We start from the raw sequence: 20565 nt of genomic DNA, 5'->3' as shown, positions 1-20565 counted from the left end.
TGCACAATTAAAAGATAAACAGAGCAATAGTATTATGAAGAAGTTATTTTTATTTGTGTTTTTATTCTGGACCCTTGTTTGTGGCGGAACTCTTTCTGCTCAAAACCGTTGGTCGATCAATCCCGACGGCAGTATCTCCTGGGATGTCAAAGACTGTATCCCTCATTATGACCATATTGAGATGAGCGGGCTGAAAGTTTCGACTGTGCTCCGTTACGGGGTGAATGCGGACGGCTCTTTTGAACTGAATAAAAGTATGGTTTGGCCCATGTTGCGTACTATCCCGAACAATACACATGCTAGCCTGATGCGCCGTTTTGCCTGGAATGCAACGGACATGGTGTCGGTGAACGGACAATCGTTATCCGGAGAAAAGGTGAATAAGATTACGCTGGATGGAAAAATGACGGTAGAGAGTACTATCGGATTATCGCGTAATGCAAAGGCTGAACTGACACGCATCATTTTCCCGGCGGTGGCGAAACCGGCCATTTATGAAAAGTATATCCTTCGGAATACAGGCAGTTCGCCTCTTATGGTGGAAGTCCCCGAATCGCGTGCCATGATTAACACAGACCCGGAAAAAGGAGTGGACGGCAGTTATAAATTAGTCTCGGAAATTATCGGGGCAGCGACCAAGCTGCTTCAGCCGAAAGAAGAACTTGTTTTCTATGCTGCCATCACCGGCTATAAAAACGGTGAAGCAGAATTGAAACCCGATGTGGAAAAAGAACTTCAGGAGCGGAAAGAACTGATTGCAGGCTTTTGGGATAACCTGATTCTCGAAACACCGGACCCTGTTGTCAATACCATGTTTGCCTTTGCCAAAATACGTGGTGCTGAAAGTATTTACGATACTAAAGGCGGATTGATGCACGGCCCTGGCGGTGAGTCGTATTATGCCGCTATCTGGGCAAACGACCAGGCGGAATATATCAATCCCTTCTTCCCTTATCTCGGATATGAAGCCGGAAATGGCTCGGCCCTTAATTCGTTTAAACATTTTGCCCGTTTCATGAATCCGGAGTACAAAAAGATACCGAGTTCAATCATCGCAGAAGGTATTGATGTCTGGGGTGGGGCCGGCGATCGTGGTGATGCGGCAATGGTCGCTTACGGAGCTTCCCGTTATGCCCTGGCAAGAGGTGACAAGGCGGAAGCCGAAGAGTTGTGGCCTCTGATTGAATGGTGTCTGGAGTATTGCCATCGTAACCTGAATGATAAAGGTGTGGTTGCCTCTGATTCGGATGAACTGGAAGGACGTTTTCCTGCCGGAAAAGCCAATCTTTGTACCTCTTCATTGTATTACGATGCGTTGCGTTCGGCTGTCTATCTGGGAAAAGATTTGAAGAAGCCTTTTTCTGTATTGAGTGCTTATGAAAAACAGGCAAGAGACCTTCGGGAAAATATGGAAAACTATTTCGGAGCCAAAGTCGAAGGTTTTGACACGTATCAATATTATGAAGGAAACGATATCCTCCGTTCCTGGATTTGTATTCCTCTGACTGTTGGAATCTTTGACCGCAAAGAAGGTACGATTAATGCCCTGTTCTCTCCCCGCCTGTGGACGGAAAACGGTTTGTTGACCCAGGCAGGAAGTGAAACATTTTGGGACCGTTCCACCCTTTATGCTTTAAGAGGCGTATATGCCTGTGGGGCAACCGAGAAGGCAACAGAATATCTGAAATTCTATTCCAATCAACGTCTGTTAGGCGAGCACGTACCTTATGCTATCGAAGCCTGGCCGGAAGGAAGTCAGCGCCATCTTTCCGCAGAAAGCGGATTATATGGGCGTATCATCACAGAAGGAATGTTTGGCATCCGTCCGACAGGACTGAAATCCTTCACTTTTACTCCCCGTTTGCCGTCGGAATGGAACAGTATGAACCTGCGTAAAATAAAAGCATTCGATACAACATTCGATATCGAAGTGCTCCGTGAGAATGGAAAACAGTTAGTTACTGTCAAATCCGAGGGAAAGACACTATTACATAAAGCCATAAAAGAAGGAGAAATCGTTTCTGTTAAACTTGACTGATTACTAATTCATTACAGTTTCCTCGTAGTTCCCTGCTTTGGATACTGGCGTTCCCTGCCTGGGAAACTACAATTCCCTGGGCAGGGAACTCTGATTTCCTCCCGAGGAAACTTCGGCTTCTTGGGAGGAAATTGTATTTATCTCCCTGTTTGTTCCATTGCAGAACCACACTATTGTTTGGGTGCAGCCTTGATCTTTGCCTACTTTTCTGTCAAGAGAAAAGTAGGTCTCCCTTACCTGTTGATAACTTTTTTGTACTTTTCTCATATATTTCTTGGAAGGTAATTTGATAAATGTTTAATTTTACCCACAAATATAGTAAAGTGCCCGTTGCCAACGAAGTAGGGTACTTTTGTTTAAGGGAAAGTTTAACGTGTAAAACAGAAAATGGAAGAGAAAGAGACTAGCTATCATGTACCGGTGATGCTCGATGAAAGCGTGAAAGGCCTGAATATTCAAGAAGGGGGTATCTACGTGGATGTGACCTTCGGAGGAGGTGGACATTCACGCGAAATCCTGAAACGGATGGATAGCGATGGCGAACTTTACGGATTTGACCAGGATGCCGACGCCGAACATAATATTCCTGACGACTCCCGTTTTGTGTTTGTTCGTAGTAATTTCCGTTATTTGTATAATTTTATGCGTTATCACGGCGTAGACGGCGAAGTGGACGGGCTATTGGCCGACCTGGGCGTTTCCTCCCATCATTTCGATGATAAAGACCGTGGTTTCTCTTTCCGTTTCGACGGAGCGCTGGATATGCGTATGAACACCCGTGCCGGCCAGACGGCTGCCGATATCGTAAACAACTATACGGAAGAAGCATTGGCCGACGTCTTTTACCTTTACGGCGAACTGAAAGTTGCCCGCAGGCTGGCCTCATTGATTGTCCGGACACGTGAAAACAAAAAGATAGAAACAATCGGAGACTTTCTGGAACTGGTTAAACCCTTTACCGGAAAAGACAAAGAGAAAAAGTTCCTGGCACAGGCATTCCAGGCCCTTCGTATTGAAGTGAACGACGAAATGCGTGCCCTGAAAGAAATGCTGCAACAAACCCTCCAGGTCTTAAAGCCCGGCGGACGTTTGGTTGTAATCACTTACCACTCTCTGGAAGACAGGTTGGTAAAGAACTTCCTGAAAACAGGAAATTTTGAAGGAAAAAGCGAACAAGACTTTTTCGGAAACGTACAAACGCCATTTCGTATGGTAAATAATAAAGTAATTGTGCCTTCCGACGAGGAGATTGAAAGAAATCCCCGGTCGAGAAGTGCCAAATTAAGAATAGCGGAGAAGAAAGGAAAAAAAGAGAATTGAAAATTATACGAACGCGAAGCTAATTTTCAATTCTTAATTTTCAATTTTCAATTAAAAAGGGAGTTATGGAGGAAAAACAACAACGTAAAAAGTCAAAGAAAAAAGAGAAACGTCTTTCTCTTTTGTATGTGCTGGGCGGTGGTATCCTGAACGAGGATTTTATCGTTAAACACACAAGAATGATTGTGCTTGTTGTGATAATGATATTTTTCTTCATCGGCAACCGCTACACCTGCATGCAGAAACTAAGGGAGATCGACCGCCTGCAACAACGTTTGCGCGACATTCGTTTCGAGGCATTGTCTATTTCATCGGAACTGACGGGCAACAGCCGTCAGTCGCAAGTAGAATTATTGATTGAAGAACAAGGTATTGAACTGGAAGGAGCCAAAACTCCGCCGTATGAATTATACAAATAAATATGGCAGAAGAGAATGAACCAATAGAAATCGCCCCGAAAAGTAACCGTATATTATTCTGTTACTTTCTTGTCGTGCTATTATTGGGGCTTATAGCAGTGGGCATATTGCTTCGCACGTTTGATACAGCTTTTGTGGAGAAGGAGAAATGGGAGAAGGTGGCCGAAAGCCAGAAACGCCCGAACCGTACGATATTACCCGGACGTGGGAACATCTATTCTTCTGATGGAAAGTTGATGGCTACCAGTGTGCCTCGTTATTATACCTATATTGACTTCCGTGCTGACGGATTTTCTGTCGATACGTTCCTGAGTTCGAAGGTGAACGGGGTGGATTCGCTGTCCGTTTATCTGTCACGTAAATTCAAGAACCGTACGCCGGCCGGATATAAGGCGCATCTGCTTCGCGGGCTGAAAAGCAAAAGCCGCCAGTATCCCGTTTATGAGGGGCGTGCTTCTTATACCGATCTGAAAGAGATGAAGAAATACCCGTTCCTCCGGCTGAGCCGTTATAAGAGCGGATTCTATACGAAGGAAATGGTGCAGCGCCAGAAACCCTTTGGGACACTGGCTTCCCGTACTATCGGAGATATTTACGGTGAGATTGAAGCCGGAGGTGTGACCAAGGGAAAGAACGGGTTGGAGTTGCAGTACGACTCTTTGCTTCGGGGTGAACCCGGGGTGAGTTCGGTTCGTCGTGTTGGTGGCGGATGGACGAATGTGGTCGAGATAGAACCGGTCGATGGTATGGATATCCGTACTACGATTGATATCAATATTCAGGATATAACCGAGAAGTCATTGGTCGATATGTTGAAGAAGATTGACGCCGAATCCGGAACAGCCGTTGTCATGGAAGTGGCGACAGGCGAGGTGAAGGCGATCACCAATATGGGCCGTATCCGTGAAGGTGCTTATGCCGAAACCAAGAACCATGCAGTAGCGGATGAGATAGAGCCGGGTTCGACCTTCAAAGTCGCCTCTATGATGGTGGCATTGGAAGACGGAATCTGCCAGCCAAGCGATACGGTAGATGTGGGTAAAGGTATTTATATGTATAAAGGTGCCCGTATGACCGACCATAATATGAATAAAGGCGGTTACGGTCGTATCTCGGCAGAACAGGCTATCTGGTATTCTTCGAATATCGGTGTGGCGAAGATTATTCTGAAAGGGTACGAAAAGAACCCGACTAAATATGTGGAAGGTTTGTATAAGCTGGGCCTGACTATCCCGCTGAACCTGGAAATCCCGGGAGCCGGACGTGCCAAAATACGTATGCCGAACGATACCGCCTTGTACTGGTCGAAGACAACATTGCCCTGGATGTCTTTCGGATATGAAACGCAGATACCGCCTATCTATACGCTGACATTCTTTAATGCCATTGCAAACGGTGGAAAGATGGTGCGCCCGATGTTCACCAAAGAGATTATGCACAACGGAAAGACGGTGCAGAGTTTCTCGACAGAGGTGTTGAAATCTTCCATCTGCTCGGATAACACACTGGCGATTATCAAAGATATGTTGCTGGGCGTAGTAGAGAAAGGAACCGGTAAAGCCGTTCATTCGGATATCATCCGTATAGCTGGAAAGACAGGTACGGCGCAGATTGCTTCGGGCGGTGTTTACCGTACAAGCGGGCACCAGGTTGCTTTTTGCGGATATTTCCCGGCCGATGAGCCGAAATATTCCTGCATTGTCGTTATCCGCCGTCCGCGTATCGGTTATCCGTCCGGTGGAACGATGTCCGGGGGCGTGGTAAAAGCCATTGCCGAGAAAGTATATGCCAGCCATATGTCGTTTGATGTGCGTGATATGGAGCGCGATTCATTAGCCGTGATATTGCCGGCAGCAAAGAACGGGAATCTGGAGGCACTGGAAAATGTATTGGATAAACTCGATGTCAATGTAAATACAGACAGTCTGGAGACGAAATGGGTTGTCGCAAAGCGTGAAGATGGCGAAGAAGAACTTCATCTGCGTGACCTGGCAATCCGTGAAGGCCTCGTGCCGAATGTGATCGGGATGGGCGCTAAAGATGCGGTTTTCCTGCTTGAAAGTGCCGGTTTGCGGGTAGTATTGGATGGAATGGGACGTGTTTCCGCCCAGTCGATGGGAGCAGGCACACGAATTGCCAAAGGACAGTCCATCCGTTTAACATTAAAATAAATAGAGGGAGAGGTTTCCGGACCTCTCCGTAAACAGATAGAATATGGAACTGAAGAAATTGATTCATGCGTTGGATGTACTGGAAGTCGTTGGAACAGATGATGTAAAAATCGCAGGTATCCAGTCTGATTCCCGTAAGGTGGAAGACGGCTTTTTGTTCGTGGCGGTAAGAGGCACGGCAGTCGACGGTCACGCTTATATTGACGGGGCCATAGCCAAAGGTGCCGTAGCGGTAGTCTGCGAGGAAATTCCATCCCTTTCGGAAGAAAATGGAAATCCTTCCGGGAGAAATGTCATTTTCATCCGGGTGAAAGATTCGGCAGATGCATTGGGTAAGTTGGTTTCGACCTGGTATGACAATCCTTCGGATAAATTGACGCTGGTGGGCGTTACCGGAACGAACGGCAAGACGACTATCGCTACCTTATTATATGAAATGTTCCGTAAGATGGGACATAAGGTTGGCTTGCTTTCAACCGTATGTAATTATATCGACGGTGAAGCGATCCCGACCGATCATACGACACCCGACCCGATCACCCTTCATAGCCTGATGACACGGATGGTGGAAGCCGGATGCGAATATGCTTTTATGGAAGTCAGTTCCCATTCGATCGACCAGAAACGTATCAGTGGTCTTTCGTTCGACGGTGGTATCTTTACCAACCTGACACGCGACCATCTGGATTATCATAAAACAGTGGAGAATTATCTGAAAGCCAAGAAGAAATTCTTCGACAACCTGCCAACCGGCGCTTTCGCACTGACGAATGCCGACGACAAATCAGGTCTGGTAATGCTTCAGAATACGGCAGCAAAGAAGCTGACCTATTCATTGCGTACATTGGCAGACTTCAAAGGAAAGATTCTTGAATCGCACTTTGAAGGAACTGAGATGATTATTAACGGCCGTGAGGTGGTTGTTCATTTCGTAGGCCGATTCAATGCCTACAACCTGCTGGCTGTTTACGGGGCTGCCGTTTCTTTGGGCAAAGATCCGGAAGAGACGCTGATTGTGTTAAGCACGCTTCATTCGGTTTCCGGTCGTTTTGAAACGATACAGTCTCCGAAGGGTTATACGGCAATTGTCGACTATGCCCATACGCCGGATGCCTTGACGAATGTGTTGAACGGTATCGATGAGGTGCTGAATGGCAGAGGCCGCATCATCACCGTAGTGGGTGCCGGAGGAAACCGTGACAAAGGCAAACGCCCGTTGATGGCAAAGGAAGCCGCCAAGCTGAGCGACCAGGTCATCCTGACTTCCGATAACCCCCGTTTTGAGGAACCGGACGATATCATCAACGATATGGTGGCCGGACTAAGCAAGGCGGATATGGAACGTACGCTCTGTATCACCGACCGTATGCAAGCCATCAAAACGGCAGCCATGCTGGCGAAGAAAGGCGATGTGATCCTTGTAGCCGGCAAGGGACACGAAGATTATCAGGAAGTAAAAGGTGTGAAACATCATTTTGACGACCGCGAAGTAATAAGAAATATATTTAATAGTTGACAGTTGACAGATGATAGTTGACAGTTAAATGTTCATCACAAATAACTGTCAACTGTCACTTGTCAACTGTCAACTGAAAACGAAGTTTTTATGTTGTATTATCTTTTTAATTATCTGGATCAGCTGGATCTCCCTGGGGCGGGGATGTTTAAGTATGTATCATTCCGTTCCGGACTGGCGTTGATCCTCTCTTTGTTCATCTCGACAGCGATCGGCCGCCGGATCATCGATCGTTTGCAGTTATTGCAGATCGGTGAAACTGTGCGTAACCTCGGACTGGAAGGGCAGATGAGTAAGAAAGGTACGCCGACAATGGGAGGTATCATTATTATCATTGCCATTTTGATCCCGACATTGCTTTGCGCCAAGCTGAACAATATTTACGTAATCCTGATGATGGTGACGACCGTCTGGCTGGGTGCTCTCGGTTTTGCTGACGATTATATCAAAGTCTTCCGCAAGAATAAGGAAGGGATGCACGGCAAGTTCAAGATCGTCGGACAGATCGGTCTGGGACTGATTGTCGGACTGGTGTTGTTTATGAGTCCGGATGTCGTAATTAAAGAGAATATGGAGGTGCGCCATGATAATGTGATTGAAGAAGTACATTATCATACGGTGGAAACAAAGTCGACCAAGACGACGATCCCGTTCCTGAAGAATAATAACTTTGATTACGCCCAACTGGTCAGCTGGGCGGGCGATTATAAGGAAGAAGCAGCGTGGCTGGTATTCGTGCTGATGACTATCTTTGTGGTGACAGCCGTTTCAAACGGGGCGAACCTGACCGACGGGTTGGACGGACTGGCTGCCGGAAGTTCTGCGATTATTGGGGTTGCTCTGGGGATATTGGCTTATATGTCGTCTCACTTCGAGTTTGCTTCCTTCTTGAATATCATGTTTATTCCGGGGGCGGAAGAACTGGTGGTCTTTGCTGCTGCCTTTATCGGGGCGACAGTCGGTTTCCTGTGGTATAATTCATATCCGGCACAGGTATTTATGGGCGACACGGGTAGTTTGACGTTGGGAGGTATTATAGCAGTGTTTGCCATAATTATCCGTAAAGAGTTGCTTATCCCGATTCTTTGTGGTATTTTTCTTGCTGAAAGTATTTCGGTGATGGCACAGGTTGCTTACTTTAAATATACAAAGAAGAAGTATGGCGAAGGTCGTCGCATATTTAAAATGACGCCATTGCATCATCATTTCCAGAAAGCAGGGAATGCAGGAATACAGGCGTTGATACAAAAACCGTTCAATGTAGTGCCCGAATCGAAGATCGTGGTGCGCTTCTGGTTGATCGGTATTATTCTGGCGGTTATTACGATCGTCACATTGAAGATGAGATAATAAATATATATAAACGTGGAAAGAATTGTTGTATTAGGGGGAGGAGAAAGCGGTGCAGGTGCTGCCGTGTTGGCGAAAGCGAAAGGATTTGACGTGTTCGTTTCCGACTTTTCGTCTATCAAACCCAAGTATAAGGAGATGCTGGACACCCACGGAATCCGTTGGGAAGAGGGACAGCATACTGAAGCCGACATTCTGAATGCCGACGAGATCATCAAGAGCCCGGGAATACCCGACAAGGCTCCGATCATCCAAAAGCTGAAAGCGCAGGGGACGCATATCATCTCCGAGATCGAATTTGCCGGACGATACACCGACTCGAAAATGGTCTGTATCACCGGTAGCAATGGGAAAACAACGACCACCATGCTGACCTACCACATCCTGAAAGAAGCCGGACTGGACGTCGGGTTGGCAGGAAACGTCGGTAACAGCCTGGCCTTACAGGTCGCAGAAGAACCGCATGCGGTCTATGTCATCGAACTGAGTAGTTTCCAGTTGGATAACATGTACGACTTCAAAGCGGATATAGCTATCTTGCTGAATATAACGCCCGATCATCTGGACCGTTATAATTACGAGATGCAGAATTATGTGGACGCCAAGTTCCGCATCATTCAGAACCAGACGTCTGAAGATGCATTCATCTTCTGGAACGACGACCCGATCATTGCCCGCGAGATCGCTAAGCACCATCCTGCGGCTACTCTTTACCCATTCGCCGAAACATATGAAGACGGCGTGAAGGGATATACGGATAATAAGCAAATAGTAATTGAAACCTCAAACGGAACATTTACAATGGATCAGGACTTATTAGCATTAACGGGTACACATAACCTGTACAATTCGTTGGCTTCGGGTATCGCCTCCAAGGTGGTCGATATCCACGATGAGAATATACGGGCTTCACTGAGTGACTTTACCGGGGTGGAACACCGCCTGGAAAAGGTTGCCCGTGTACGCGGAGTAGATTATATCAACGATTCGAAAGCAACAAACGTAAACTCTTGCTGGTATGCCTTGCAAAGTATGACTACCAAGCTGGTACTGATACTGGGCGGGACAGACAAGGGTAACGACTACTCCGAGATTGAAGAACTTGTGAAACAGAAAGTACGTGCCTTGATCTTCCTGGGTGTCGACAATGCCAAGCTACATGCCTTTTTCGATGGGAAAGTAGCGCAGATAGAAGATGCCCGCTCGATGGAAGAAGCGGTAAACAAAGCGTATAAAATGGCAGAAAAGGGAGATACGGTCTTGTTATCCCCGTGTTGCGCCAGCTTCGACCTCTTCAAGAGTTACGAAGACCGCGGCGACCAGTTCAAGGCCTGCGTGCGCAGTCTTTAATTTCCGGTTGTCGGAATAACGCTTTTCCGATGGTCGGAACAGTGCTCTTCCGATGGGTGGAACAACACTCTTCTGATGGTCGGAACAGTACTCTTCCGGTCATCGGAAATATAAATATCGGGAATCCGGAGATTGCCGTAGTTTTAATTTGAATAAAAGACAAGTATAGAATGGATCTGGCAAGTAAATTATTTAAGGGCGACCGGGTGATATGGATCATCTTCATGTTCCTGTGCCTGATTTCGGTTGTTGAGGTGTTCAGTGCCACGAGTACGATTGCCTACAAGAACGCGAATCATTGGGCGCCGATCGTTCGTCATGCCACTTTCCTGCTGGGCGGGTTTGTGCTGGTTTTGCTGTTGCACAATGTCCCGTGCCGGTTCTTTCCGGCGTTTATATTGTTGCTGCCCGTCTCGGTGCTGATGTTGCTTGTCACGCCCTTTGTCGGGATCAATGCTAACGATGCACACCGCTGGCTGGAGATATTCGGCATACAGTTCCAGCCTTCGGAGTTTGCCAAGCTGGCCTCCATTGTGTTTATCGCCTTCCTGCTCAGTAAGCGGAGCAGGTTTACCGACGACCAGATATTCAAATACATACTGATCGGGGTGGGGGTGACCTGTGTGTTGATTCTTCCGGAAACTTCTCGACGGCGTTTATGCTGTTCGGGGTCTGTTTCCTGATGATGTTCATCGGCCAGTTGCCATTGATGAAGTTGGGGAAGCTGGCGGGTGTCCTGATATTGGCACTTATCCTCTTCGTTGTCTTGCTGCGGTTTACGCCGGCTGGGGTGACCCAATATTTGCCGGACCGTTTCAGCACTTGGCAGGGACGTTTGGAGCGTTTCTTCGACGGGCATGAATCGGATACCGACGAGAACGGAGTCTATAAGATTACCGACGATAATTACCAGGTCTCCCATGCAAAGATCGCGATTGCACGCGGAGGGGTGTTCGGACAGTTGCCCGGTCATGGTCAGCAGAGGGATTTTCTTCCGCAGGCCTATTCCGACTTTATTTATGCGATCATTATTGAAGAATTGGGTGTGGTAGGCGGTGTATTCGTGCTGATGCTTTATATCATGTTATTGGTGCGAGTCGGGATGATTGCGCGAAAGTGCGAGAAAGCCTTTCCCAAATACCTGGTGCTCGGGTGCGGCCTGTTGGTCGTCGTGCAGGCGCTTGCCAATATGGCGGTGGCCGTCAACCTGATACCGGTAACCGGCCAGCCGATGCCGTTGGTCAGCCGTGGTGGTACTTCGACGGTGATATCCTGTATTTATTTCGGGATCATCCTGAGTGTAAGCCGTTTTGGAGCCAATATGGGTAATGAGGAAGATGAACTTCCGGAAGAAGATGAAACCGAAGGCGCCGGTGCAGCCCCAGCCATCACGGAGGAAGAAATCTCCAACTGGGTGCCCGACACACAGCCTGAGACAGAAGAAGTAGTAACAGAGACAAAATCAAGAGAATGAAGGAACAGTACCGTATAATAATAAGTGGTGGCGGAACCGGAGGACATATCTTCCCGGCTATCTCCATTGCCAATACTTTCAGGAAACGTTTCCTGATGCGGAAATCTTATTTGTAGGTGCGGAAGACCGGATGGAAATGGAAAAGGTTCCGGCCGCCGGCTATGAAATAGTAGGTTTACCGGTGAGCGGTTTCGACCGTGCCCACCTGCTCAACAATATAAAAGTGCTCAACCGTCTGCGTAAAAGCCTCGGACTGGCGAAGAAGACGATCCGCGAGTTTCGTCCGGACATTGCTGTGGGAGTGGGCGGCTATGCCAGCGGCCCGACATTGTGGATGGCGGCTTCGCTGGGCATTCCGACCCTGATACAGGAGCAAAACTCTTATGCCGGAGTAACCAATAAGTTGCTGGCAAAGAAGACCTCGAAGATATGTGTCGCCTACGACGGTATGGAGAAGTTCTTTCCAGCCGACAAGATTGTGATTACCGGAAACCCTGTCCGCAAGGACCTGGAAGAAGCGACCGACAAGAAAGAGGAAGCGCTGGCTTTCTTTGGTCTTTCTCTGGAAAAGAAAACGATACTGGTAGTCGGCGGTAGCTTGGGAGCCCGCACGATCAATCGCAGCATACAGGGCGACTTGGATAAATTGTTCGCTTCCGACGTGCAGGTGATTTGGCAGACGGGGCGTTATTATTACAGCGAAGCCACCAAGCATTTGAAAGCCTATCGCGGCATGCCCATCTGGTGCTCCGACTTTATCACCCGTATGGATTATGCCTATTCGGCTGCCGACCTGATCATCTCCCGTGCCGGAGCAAGTTCTATTTCTGAACTTTGCCTGTTGAAGAAACCTGTCATCCTGGTTCCTTCCCCCAACGTGGCGGAAGATCATCAGACGAAGAATGCCATGGCTTTGGTAAACAAAGATGCAGCGATCATGGTTTCAGATAAAGATGCTGAACAGCAACTGGTAACGAAAGCCCTGGAGGTTATCCACGATGACAAACGTCTGGCTCAGTTGAGCAGTAATATCGAACAGTTGGCCCAGCATCAGAGTGCAGACCGTATTGTTGACGAGATAGTAAAGATTATAGAGAAGAAATAAAGAAAACGATATGAATATAAATACGATAACGGCCGTTTATTTTGTCGGAGCCGGAGGAATCGGGATGAGTGCCCTGATCCGTTACTTTCTTTCAAAAGGAAAACAAGTAGCCGGATATGATAAGACTTCGTCCGACCTGACTGCGCAGTTGAACCGTGAAGGTGCCGTTATTCATTACGAAGATAATATCTCCTTGATACCGGATGCTTTTAAGGACCCGGCTAAGACTTTGGTTGTCTATACGCCCGCCGTTCCCGAGACGCATACGGAGCTGGCCTGGTTTCGTCAGAACGGTTTCGAGATCATGAAACGCGCCCGTGTCTTAGGCGAAATCACCAATTGTTCGCGTGGACTTTGCATTGCCGGAACACATGGTAAGACAACGACCTCTTCCATGCTTGCCCACCTGCTGAAACAATCACATGTCGATTGCAATGCTTTTCTGGGAGGTATCCTGAAGAACTATGACAGTAACCTGATGTTGTCCGATAAAAGTGACCTGACCGTGATCGAGGCAGACGAGTTCGACCGCTCTTTTCACTGGCTGACACCCTATATGGCTGTCATCACTGCCGCCGACCCGGACCATCTGGATATCTACGGCACGGCAGAAGCCTATCGTGAAAGTTTCGAACATTTCACCTCGCTGATCCGTCCCGACGGTTGCCTGCTCATGAAGAAAGGTATCAACGTAACGCCCCGGCTGAAAGAGGGGGTGAAACTCTATACTTATACCGGAGCAGAAGAAGCCGATTTCTATGCTGAAAACATCCGTATCGGAAACGGTGAGATCCACTTTGACTTCGTTGGCCCGGATATCCGTATTGCCGACATTCAACTGGGTGTTCCTGTTAAAGTAAATATAGAGAATGGGGTTGCCGCTATTGCTCTTGCCTGGCTGAACGGCGTGACTCCGGAAGAAATAAGAAAAGGCATGGCTTCCTTTGCTGGTCCGAAACGCCGTTTCGACTTCCATCTGAAGAAAGATGCTATCGTCCTGATCGACGATTATGCCCATCATCCGGCTGAACTGGCTGCCAGTATCCAATCTGTGAAGGAACTTTATGCCGGACGCAAGGTAACGGGTATCTTCCAGCCGCATCTGTATACCCGGACACGCGACTTTGCTCCCGACTTTGCCGCCAGCCTGTCGTTGTTGGACGAACTGATCCTGCTGGATATTTATCCTGCACGTGAAGAGCCTATTCCGGGGGTGACTTCGGAAATCATATTCGATGCTGTCACCATCCCAGCCAAGAAGCTGATTCGTAAAAGCGAACTGCTCGACCTGGTGGAGAAGGAGGCAAATACGTTTGAGGTTGTATTGATGGTTGGAGCCGGCGACATCGACCGGCTGATCGAACCTGTTAAACAAATATTGGATAAGAAATTGTGATTCGTATAGTTTCCATAGTAGTCGCTACACTGTTGTTTTGTTACATCGTGTTTGTATCCTTCTTCTTCCGTGAAATGAGGCAGGATAAGGTATGCCAGGACCTCAGGTCGTGGTGAAAGACAGTCTCGACAAACATTTTGTAAGCGAAAGCGATCTGGTGACGATCCTTAAAAAGGCTGATCTGAACCCGATCAAGAAGCCTATGGATGCAATCAACACCGACAGGATAGAAACCGAACTTAAAAAAAACGAAATGATTGCCCGTATCGAAGCCTATAAGACACCTTCGGGGATCGTAAAGCTTGAAGTTGAGCAAAAAATACCTATCTTGCGTGTGATTAGCTCCCGGGGAAACTTCTACGTGGATAACCTCGGCACTACGATGCCGGTCAGTTTCCGTTACGTCGCCGATGTCCCTTTGGTAAGTGGATATGTCGAAAAAGAGCTGGCGGTAACCGACTTATACAAATTTGCATTATTTTTGCAGGAGAATGAGTTCTGGAATAATCAGATAGAACAGATTTATGTTCATCCTGACAACGAAGTGGAACTGATTCCCCGGGTGGGGAACCACCGTATTGTACTGGGTACTTTCGACGATTTCCAGGAAAAGCTGGATAATCTCCGGCTCTTCTATGACAAGGTCATACCGAAAGTCGGTTGGGAGAAATACAGTATAATAAATTTAAAATACAAAGATCAGATTGTTTGTACTAAAAGATAGATGATATGGCATACACAGACTTTATAGCAGCCATCGACCTTGGCTCTTCTCACATGGTCGGTATGGTAGGAACGAAGAGCCCGACGGGGGCCCTCTCGATTATTGCCTACGAAGTTGAGAACTCCGCTACCTGTATACGAAGAGGATGTGTATATAATGTGGAAGAAACAGCAAATAAGATCAAACGACTCATCCTGAAGCTGGAAAATAAACTTGGCGGTGCCCGCATCGGAAAGGTTTATGTCGGCATCGGCGGGCAGTCGTTGCGCTCTATCGACCATACCGTTCCCCGGATATTGGGTACCGACGGGGTGGTGACGGAAGAGGTCATCAGCGGCCTGTATGAGGAATGCTGCAATTATCATCCGGATATGCTGGATGTGCTGGCTGCCGTTTCTCCTACCTATTTTTTAGACGATAAACCTGAACCTAATCCGGTTGGCATTCCCTGTACCCGGATTGAAGCTCGCTATAAGCTGATTGTCGGACGGCCTTCGTTGAAACGTTATGTAATCAACAGTATTGCCGACCGTGCCAGAATAGAAATTGCCGACATTGTCGTTTCGCCGCTGGCTTTGGCCGATGTGGTGCTGACTGACAATGAAAAGGACCTGGGCTGTGCCCTGATCGGTTTCGGTGCCGGAGTGACTACGCTGACGGTCTATAAAGCCGGACAGCTGGTGAACCTCTCCGTCATTCCTTTCGGAGGCCATTTGATTACCCGCGATATCACCAGTCTCCATCTGGTTGAAGCCGAAGCAGAACGCGTAAAGCTGACCTACGGCAGTGCCTTGATGGAGAAAGACAACGACCTGAGCATTCAGGTAAGTTCTGCTGATGGCATGGGATTGCGCGAGATCAAACTCGCCGACCTCAATAATGTAATCGAGGCGCGTATGAAGGAGATTCTCGAAAATGTATATGCCCGCCTTGAAGCAACCGGCCTGATGAACTCGCTCGGTGCGGGGATCATCATCACCGGTGGCGGTGCCGCCCTGAAGAACTTGCCGGAGGTGATTCGCGAACGTTTGAAGATGGACGTGCGTTATTCTGCCGTGCGTAAGGGTATCGTGGAAAGCGGGGAAATGATTGCCAACAATCCCGAATATGCCGTTGCTGTCGGTTTGCTGGCAAGAGGAACAATAAACTGTGCCCTTTATATACCGCCCAAGGTAGATCCTATACCGGAGAAGAAGGTTGAGGAACCGGTTGAAGAGGGACCAAAGAAGGCTCCCGAGCCTCCTAAGAAGAAACCGGAAAAGAAGAAAGGCCCCGGATTGTTCGGACGCCTGACTAAGGGAATAGATACGTTTGGTAAAAGTCTCTTTGATGACGAAGACGATATAAAGTAACAACAGCGAATGTAATAAAACCGGAAGACAATGGACGACACAATATTAAGTTTCAATTATCCGACAGATACTCCTAAGATCATCAAAGTAATTGGTGTTGGAGGCGGTGGTGGTAACGCTGTTACCCACATGTACAAAGAAGGTATACATGATGTTACATTCGTTCTGTGTAACACCGACAACCAGGCGCTGAACCGCTCGGACGTGCCGGTCAAAGTTCCGCTGGGGCGTAACATCACCCAGGGACTGGGAGCTGGAAACAAACCTGAACGGGCCATGATGGCTGCCGAGGAAAGTATGGAAGATATCCGCAAGATGCTGAGCGACGGTACCAAGATGGTCTTTATCACTGCCGGTATGGGTGGCGGTACGGGAACGGGAGCCGCTCCGGTAATCGCTCGTTTTGCCAAGGATATGGGAATACTGACGGTCGGTATCGTTACAATCCCCTTCGTCTTTGAAGGTGAACGCAAAATCATTCAGGCGTTGAACGGGGTGGAAGAGATCAGTAAGAACGTAGATGCTCTGCTGGTTATCAACAACGAACGTCTTCGTGAAATATATTCCGACCTGACCATGACGAATGCTTTCGGAAAAGCCGATGATACCTTGACGATTGCCGCTAAGAGCATTGCCGAGATCATCACTCTTCCGGGTATTATCAATCTCGACTTTGCCGATGTCAATACCACTATGAAAGACGGTGGCGTAGCTCTTATGAGTAACGGTTTCGGTGAAGGGGAAGGTCGTGTGCGCCAGGCAATAGAAGATGCTCTGAACTCTCCGTTGCTGAACAACAACGACGTGTTCAATGCTAAAAAGATATTGTTCAACGTATCGTTTGGCGAAGAGGCTGAGTTGCGTATGGAAGAAATGAATGACGTACACGATTTCATGTCACGTTTCGGACGTGATATCGAAGTGATTTGGGGTACGGCAATCGACAATACATTAGGGGCGAAAGTCAAAATGACTATCCTTGCCACCGGTTTCGGTATGGAAGACATTCCTCAGATCGCCGAAAAACGTCAGATCGAGCAAGGCCGCATGACCGAAGAGGAGCTGCGTCTGGAAGAAGAACGCTTGAACAAGGAACGTGCCGAAAAAGACCTGATCGACAAATATTACGGAGCTTCCGGCCAGCGTATGCGCCGTGTGGCCGCCCGTGCAAAAGCGGTCGTGTTGAATCAGGATGAACTGGACGACGATGCCCTGATCGCCCTGATCGAAGATAATCCTACTTATAACCGTGACCCGAAAGTGATTGCCCGTGCCCGTTCCAAAGTGATGGGCGACGAGATCCCGGTTCCATCTTCTGCGACAACGACTCCTTCGGCGCCGCGTAGCGAAGGGAAGAAACCCGATACGGGCGGTAAGCAGGTGATAAGTTTCCGATAATTCTTAAAAAAGAAATTAGATATGGATTTGTTTGAAAAAGTCAGCGAAGACATTAAAAACGCAATGAAGGCAAAAGACAAAGTTGCCCTCGAAACATTGAGAAATGTAAAGAAGTTCTTCCTGGAAGCTAAGACAGCTCCGGGAGCCAACGATACCCTGACGGATGCCGATGCGTTGAAGATTATTCAGAAGCTGGTAAAACAGGGCAAAGACTCAGCTGAAATTTATACTCAGCAAAGTCGTGCCGATCTGGCTGAAGCCGAACTGGCGCAGGTAAAAGTGCTTGAAACTTACCTTCCGAAGCAAATGACAGCCGAAGAACTGGAAGTTGAGGTGAAGGCCATCATTGCCCAGGTAGGTGCCGCCGGCCCGAAAGACATGGGTAAGGTTATGGCGTAGCTTCTAAAGCTCTTGCCGGTAAAGCGGAAGGACGTGCTATCTCTGAAACGGTAAAACGTTTGCTGAATAGCTGATATAGAAAATGTGAGTTATCAGTTTATAGTGATGGGAGTAACTGATTCCCCTCTTGAGAGGGGAACCGATTACAACCAGTTTTTAAATCAACACTCATATCTTATACTAACTAAACCATCAGGATATCCCGTTTGTGTATCGATAAATATCCTTTTCTGAATAGACCAACATTCTAATAACTCTTTATAATGATAACCTTTATCTGCTGCCTGGCAACTCTTATTGCCGGCTATTTTATCTACGGTTCTTTTATAGAACGTATCTTCGGGGTGGACCCTTCCCGTACAACCCCAGCTTACACCCATCAGACGGAGTCGATTATATTCCGATGTCTTCCTGGAAAGTTTTTATGATTCAGTTTCTGAACATTGCCGGCCTTGGTCCGATCTTCGGTGCTATTATGGGCGCAAAGTTCGGTACGGCTTCTTTCCTGTGGATTGTCTTGGGGACGATCTTTGCCGGAGCTGTCCATGACTATCTGGCGGGAATGCTTTCATTACGTCATAACGGGGAAAGCCTCCCGGAGATTATCGGGCGTTATCTTGGAAATAACTTCAAGCAATTCATGCGCGGCTTCACTGTGGTCCTGATGATATTGGTCGGTGCCGTTTTTGTAGCCGGTCCGGCCGGTTTGCTGGCGAAACTGACACCGGAGTATCTTGATGCTACATTCTGGATATTCGTGGTATTTATCTATTATATCCTGGCTACATTGTTACCGGTTGATAAAATCATCGGAAAAATTTACCCGTTGTTTGCCGCAGCTCTGCTGTTTATGGCAGTCGGCATTCTGGTGATGTTGTTTGTGAACCATCCGCCCCTGCCTGAGTTGACGGACGGGTTAGCCAATAAGCATCCGGAGAATCTTCCTATTTTCCCGATTATGTTTGTAAGTATTGCCTGCGGAGCTATTTCCGGGTTCCATGCGACACAAAGTCCGTTGATGGCCCGTTGCATCAAGAGCGAAAAGATGGGACGTCCCGTCTTCTTTGGTGCGATGATTACGGAAGGTATTGTTGCCCTGATCTGGGCGGCTGCCGCAACTTATTTCTATCATAATAACGGAATGGGAGAAAGTAATGCTGCTGTAATTGTAGATAGTATCACTAAAGAATGGCTGGGTACGGTCGGTGGTATCCTGGCTGTCCTGGGAGTTATTGCCGCTCCGATCACTTCCGGTGATACGGCATTCCGTTCGGCTCGTTTGATTGTAGCCGACTTCCTGCATAAGGAACAGAAAAGCATGGTAAGCCGTCTGGTGATTTGTATACCTTTGTTTATTGTGGCGATCGGTATACTCCTCTATAGCCTGAAAGATAAGGACGGTTTCGATATGATCTGGCGTTATTTTGCCTGGACAAACCAGACGTTGGCTGTATTTACCCTTTGGGCACTGACTGTCTTTCTGGCACGTTCCAAAAAACTGTATATTATCACTCTGATTCCGGCCCTGTTTATGACAGCCGTTTGTTCGACTTATATCTTTGTCGCCCCTGAAGGTCTGGGAATGGATGTTACTGTTTCACAAACTATCGGTTGTATCATCACCGCTATAACTCTAGTGGCATTCCTTTGGTGGAAAAAGAAAAATAAAACAGTAGAGTATTAACTCAGACTGTTGCTTCCGGAGCAAGTATTCAATCAACATAAAAAAGGCATTGCCAACTCTTTCGAGCAGCAATGCCTTTCTTATTTTATCTTCCGAAGAACTGCTTTTGGCTAGTATTTCTTCGGGATATGTTCATTAAAGTACCTGGATACCTTCTTCGCGGGCCTGTTCTTCTCCTGAAGGAGTGATCAGTTTGTAACCCTTACCGTGGATGTTGATGATTTCGATTCCGGGATCATCTTTCAACAGTTTACGAAGTTTAGTGATATACACATCCATACTACGGGCATTGAAGTAGTTATCGTCTACCCAAATAGTTTTCAGTGCATAATTACGTTCCAGAATTTCATTCGCATGAGCGCATAACAGGCTCAGCAGTTCGCATTCTTTAGTAGTCAGCTTAGTCACTTTGTCACCGATAGCCAGTGTTTGTTTCTGCGTATCGAATAAGAAATTACCCAGCTTGTAGAAAGGAATGTCTTTCATCTTCTTGCCTTTCACACGGCGAAGGATTGCTTCGATACGAAGCAAGAGTTCTTCCATGCTGAACGGTTTTGTCAGATAGTCGTCTGCACCGATCTTGAATCCTTCCAGAATGTCTTCCTTCATCGTCTTTGCTGTAAGGAAAATAATTGGAATATCAGGATTTATAGAACGGATCTCCTGTGCAAGAGTGAAACCGTCTTTTTTCGGCATCATCACGTCTAATACGCAAAGATCATATTTGCCTTTGGTGAAACCTTTGTAACCAGCTTCTCCGTCAGAGAAAAGATCTGTTACATAACCTTTTGCCTGTAAGTATTCTCTTAATAGCATACCCAGGTTTTCGTCGTCTTCACAAAAGAAGATTTTCAGTTTTTCTTCCATAA

11 protein-coding genes and 5 pseudogenes are annotated in these 20565 nt (G+C 47.4%); 15 read left to right on the top strand and 1 reads right to left on the bottom strand.

Going from position 1 to position 20565, the window contains the following annotated elements; translation table 11 throughout:
* Positions 1–34 precede the first annotated feature (34 nt).
* The 15 genes and pseudogenes from DXA15_RS02310 (at position 35) to DXA15_RS02240 (ending at position 19696) form a co-directional block, all read left to right on the top strand.
* Positions 35–2038, top strand: coding sequence for a hypothetical protein (locus DXA15_RS02310; protein WP_128132986.1), 2004 nt, complete (start codon positions 35–37; stop codon positions 2036–2038).
* Between the two features lie 387 nt (positions 2039–2425).
* The gene (gene rsmH, locus DXA15_RS02305) at positions 2426–3358 is read left to right on the top strand and encodes a 16S rRNA (cytosine(1402)-N(4))-methyltransferase RsmH (RefSeq protein ID WP_009859919.1); all 933 of its coding nucleotides are present in this window, start codon (positions 2426–2428) and stop codon (positions 3356–3358) included.
* Between the two features lie 65 nt (positions 3359–3423).
* A complete protein-coding gene (locus DXA15_RS02300) occupies positions 3424–3777 on the top strand; it encodes an FtsL-like putative cell division protein (RefSeq protein ID WP_009859918.1) in 354 nt (117 codons plus the stop codon).
* Between the two features lie 2 nt (positions 3778–3779).
* A complete protein-coding gene (locus DXA15_RS02295) occupies positions 3780–5948 on the top strand; it encodes a penicillin-binding protein (protein WP_128132985.1) in 2169 nt (722 codons plus the stop codon).
* 43 nt (positions 5949–5991) lie between these two features.
* A complete protein-coding gene (locus tag DXA15_RS02290; RefSeq protein ID WP_128132984.1) occupies positions 5992–7464 on the top strand; it encodes a UDP-N-acetylmuramoyl-L-alanyl-D-glutamate--2,6-diaminopimelate ligase in 1473 nt (490 codons plus the stop codon).
* 90 nt (positions 7465–7554) lie between these two features.
* Positions 7555–8814, top strand: coding sequence for a phospho-N-acetylmuramoyl-pentapeptide-transferase (gene mraY, locus DXA15_RS02285; RefSeq protein WP_044215089.1), 1260 nt, complete (start codon positions 7555–7557; stop codon positions 8812–8814).
* Positions 8815–8829: 15 nt separating this feature from the next.
* The gene (murD, locus tag DXA15_RS02280) at positions 8830–10164 is read left to right on the top strand and encodes a UDP-N-acetylmuramoyl-L-alanine--D-glutamate ligase (RefSeq protein ID WP_128132983.1); all 1335 of its coding nucleotides are present in this window, start codon (positions 8830–8832) and stop codon (positions 10162–10164) included.
* Positions 10165–10334: 170 nt separating this feature from the next.
* Positions 10335–11638: pseudogene (locus DXA15_RS02275) on the top strand (FtsW/RodA/SpoVE family cell cycle protein).
* Positions 11635–12743, top strand: a pseudogene (gene murG / locus DXA15_RS02270) (undecaprenyldiphospho-muramoylpentapeptide beta-N-acetylglucosaminyltransferase). Before DXA15_RS02275 ends, murG begins: the two co-directional pseudogenes overlap by 4 nt.
* Before the next feature lie 10 nt (positions 12744–12753).
* Complete coding sequence (gene murC / locus DXA15_RS02265) at positions 12754–14139, top strand: UDP-N-acetylmuramate--L-alanine ligase (protein WP_128132982.1); 1386 nt, start codon at positions 12754–12756, stop codon at positions 14137–14139.
* Positions 14136–14863, top strand: a pseudogene (locus tag DXA15_RS02260) (cell division protein FtsQ/DivIB). The gene murC and the pseudogene DXA15_RS02260 overlap by 4 nt, the downstream one beginning before the upstream one ends.
* A 5-nt stretch (positions 14864–14868) precedes the next feature.
* Positions 14869–16215: a cell division protein FtsA gene (gene ftsA / locus DXA15_RS02255; protein WP_128132981.1), complete on the top strand. Its 1347-nt coding sequence runs from the start codon at positions 14869–14871 to the stop codon at positions 16213–16215.
* A 30-nt stretch (positions 16216–16245) separates the two neighbouring features.
* Complete coding sequence (gene ftsZ / locus DXA15_RS02250) at positions 16246–17613, top strand: cell division protein FtsZ (RefSeq protein ID WP_128132980.1); 1368 nt, start codon at positions 16246–16248, stop codon at positions 17611–17613.
* Positions 17614–17634: 21 nt separating this feature from the next.
* Positions 17635–18086: pseudogene (locus DXA15_RS02245) on the top strand (GatB/YqeY domain-containing protein).
* A gap of 189 nt (positions 18087–18275) precedes the next feature.
* Positions 18276–19696 (top strand): annotated as a pseudogene (locus DXA15_RS02240) (carbon starvation protein A).
* Positions 19697–19831: 135 nt separating this feature from the next.
* Here the strand turns inward: DXA15_RS02240 and DXA15_RS02235 are convergent.
* Entirely contained in the window at positions 19832–20563 is a 732-nt protein-coding gene (locus DXA15_RS02235) for a response regulator transcription factor (RefSeq protein ID WP_005861388.1), read from the bottom strand.
* Positions 20564–20565: the final 2 nt, after the last annotated feature.

It is taken from the genome of Parabacteroides sp. AM58-2XD (assembly GCF_003463685.1).
GTDB classification, from domain to species: Bacteria; Bacteroidota; Bacteroidia; order Bacteroidales; family Tannerellaceae; genus Parabacteroides; species Parabacteroides segnis.
Note: the sequence above shows the minus strand (reverse complement) of the source record. Positions and strands in the feature narration are given on the sequence as shown.

Excerpts from the sequence above, each read along its gene's own strand:
- rsmH (WP_009859919.1), top strand. The coding sequence starts at position 2,426 with ATGGAAGAGAAAGAGACTAGCTATCATGTACCGGTGATGCTCGATGAA.
- DXA15_RS02295 (WP_128132985.1), top strand. The coding sequence starts at position 3,780 with ATGGCAGAAGAGAATGAACCAATAGAAATCGCCCCGAAAAGTAACCGT.
- DXA15_RS02300 (WP_009859918.1), top strand. The coding sequence starts at position 3,424 with ATGGAGGAAAAACAACAACGTAAAAAGTCAAAGAAAAAAGAGAAACGT.
- ftsA (WP_128132981.1), top strand. The coding sequence starts at position 14,869 with ATGGCATACACAGACTTTATAGCAGCCATCGACCTTGGCTCTTCTCAC.
- murC (WP_128132982.1), top strand. The coding sequence starts at position 12,754 with ATGAATATAAATACGATAACGGCCGTTTATTTTGTCGGAGCCGGAGGA.
- DXA15_RS02310 (WP_128132986.1), top strand. The coding sequence starts at position 35 with ATGAAGAAGTTATTTTTATTTGTGTTTTTATTCTGGACCCTTGTTTGT.
- DXA15_RS02235 (WP_005861388.1), bottom strand. The coding sequence starts at position 20,563 with ATGGAAGAAAAACTGAAAATCTTCTTTTGTGAAGACGACGAAAACCTG.
- DXA15_RS02290 (WP_128132984.1), top strand. The coding sequence starts at position 5,992 with ATGGAACTGAAGAAATTGATTCATGCGTTGGATGTACTGGAAGTCGTT.
- ftsZ (WP_128132980.1), top strand. The coding sequence starts at position 16,246 with ATGGACGACACAATATTAAGTTTCAATTATCCGACAGATACTCCTAAG.
- mraY (WP_044215089.1), top strand. The coding sequence starts at position 7,555 with ATGTTGTATTATCTTTTTAATTATCTGGATCAGCTGGATCTCCCTGGG.